Below are 1,816 nucleotides of genomic sequence, written 5' to 3' on the forward strand. Positions count from 1 at the left end.
GCGGTCGCCGCCGGCACCACTCCGGCGTAGCCGAGATAGCCGTGCACCATCGTCTCGGCGTTGTGCACCTCGACCGGGACACCGGCCGCGGCGAGCAACTCGCCGTAGCGCGCCCCGTCGTCGCGCAGCGGGTCGTGGCCGGCCACGGCGATGTAGGCGGCGGGCAGGCCGGCCAGATTCGCGGCCCGCCCCGGCGCCATCCCGACCGGCGGATTGAACAGGTCGATGTCGCCGGCGTAGTAGCGGCTGAACATGGCGACGGCCGCGCTGTCGAGAACCGCGGCATCGGCGTTCTCGGTGAACGAGGGCAGCGACGAATCCCACAGGGTCGCCGGGTACCACAGCAGCTGGTAGGCGATGGGCGGGCCGTCCTCGTCGCGGGCCCGCTGCGCGATCACAGCGGCGATGTTGCCGCCCGCGGAGTCTCCGGCCACCGCAAGCCGACTCGCGTCGGCACCGATCTCGTCGCCGTGTCGGGCCACCCACTGCGTTGCGGCCCAGGCGTCGTCAATCGCGGCGGGGTAGGGATGCTCGGGCGCCAGCCGGTACTCGACAGACACCACCACGGCCGCAGTGCCGACGGCGTGCTGGCGGGCGGTGCCGTCGTGGGTGTCGAGGTCACCGACGACAAAGCCGCCGCCGTGAAAGAACATCACCACCGGCGGCGCGGCGTCCTCGGTTGGCGGCCAGTAGATCCGGATGTTGAGCGGTCCTGCCGGCCCGTCGATGGCACGGTCTTGCACCTGAAGCTCGGGATGGAAGCTGCGGCGCGGCAGGTCACGTAGCGCCTGGCGGGCCGCGTCCACCCCGTCGTCGGCGGACAACCGGAACGGGACCGCGTCCAGTACCTTCTGCAAGATGGGATCGATCGCGGATCCAGAGTCGACGCTGGGCATGCAGACACCGTACGCACCGCTAGTGATGCTCGGCGCGTGGCTGGCCGCCGGTTGGGCCGGCATCGCCTACGGCGTGTTCCTGACCATCGTGGCGCTGCGTTCGCCGCCGGGTGCGGAGCTGGCCGGGGTGTGGGGCGCCCAACCGGCGTTCAAGGCGTCGATGGCGCTGCTGCTGGCGCTTGCGGCGGCCGCGCATCCTGTTGTCCGCGAACGGCGCTGGTTGATGCCGGCATTGCTGCTCTGCGCGGTCGGCGACGTGCTGTTGGCGGTTCCGTGGTGGGCGTCGTCGTTCGTGTTCGGGCTGGGCGCATTCTTGTTGGCGCACGTGTGTTTTCTGGGTGCGCTGCTGCCGCTGGCGCGGTCGGGTGGGTCTCGTGCCCGGCTGGTCGCCGTCGCGTTGGTGTGCGCGGCGTGCGTCGGTCTGCTGGCGTGGTTCTGGCCGCAGCTGGGGCGCGACGGCATGACGATTCCGGTCACCGTCTACATGCTGGTGCTGGTGGCGATGGTGTCGGCGGCGTTGCTCGCTCGACTGCCGACGGTCTGGACGGCGGTCGGTGCGGTGTGCTTCGCCTGGTCGGACGCGATGATCGGGATCAGCCGGTTCGTGCTGGGTTCGCAGGAGCTGGCGGTGCCGATCTGGTGGACCTACGCTGCCGCGCAGGTGTTGATCACCGCCGGCTTCTTCTTCGGTCGGATGTCGGCCGGCTCTGCTACACCTGCCGAGTGAGCACTCGGACCCGGCAGGCAGCGGCATTCGAGCCGGTTGCCCGAGTGCTGCCGATGTTGTCGGTACCGCACCTGGATCGGGATTTCGACTACCTGGTCTCCGCGGAACAATCCGATGACGCCCAACCCGGAGTGCGCGTGCGCTTACGGTTCCACGGCCGACTGGTCGACGGGTTCATCCTGGAACGCCGCAC

3 protein-coding genes are annotated in these 1,816 nt (G+C 70.2%); 2 read left to right on the forward strand and 1 reads right to left on the reverse strand.

From position 1 onward, the window contains the following. On the reverse strand, positions 1-896 hold an 896-nt coding region (locus AC2VOG_RS20310), incomplete at its 3' end, for an alpha/beta hydrolase (protein ID WP_486941617.1). Between AC2VOG_RS20310 and AC2VOG_RS20315 the strand changes: the two genes are divergently transcribed. Continuing rightward, positions 895-1,623, forward strand: coding sequence for a lysoplasmalogenase (locus tag AC2VOG_RS20315; RefSeq protein ID WP_486941618.1), 729 nt, complete (start codon positions 895-897; stop codon positions 1,621-1,623). The two genes, AC2VOG_RS20310 and AC2VOG_RS20315, sit on opposite strands and share 2 nt — an antisense overlap. 53 nt (positions 1,624-1,676) lie before the next feature. Further along, a partial coding sequence (locus tag AC2VOG_RS20320) for a primosomal protein N' family DNA-binding protein (protein ID WP_486941619.1) occupies positions 1,677-1,816 on the forward strand: 140 nt, incomplete at its 3' end.

This window comes from Mycobacterium sp. TH-M11 (assembly GCF_057473725.1).

Coding starts and splice junctions, on each gene's coding strand:
- AC2VOG_RS20315 (WP_486941618.1), top strand. CDS start 895: ATGCAGACACCGTACGCACCGCTAGTGATGCTCGGCGCGTGGCTGGCC.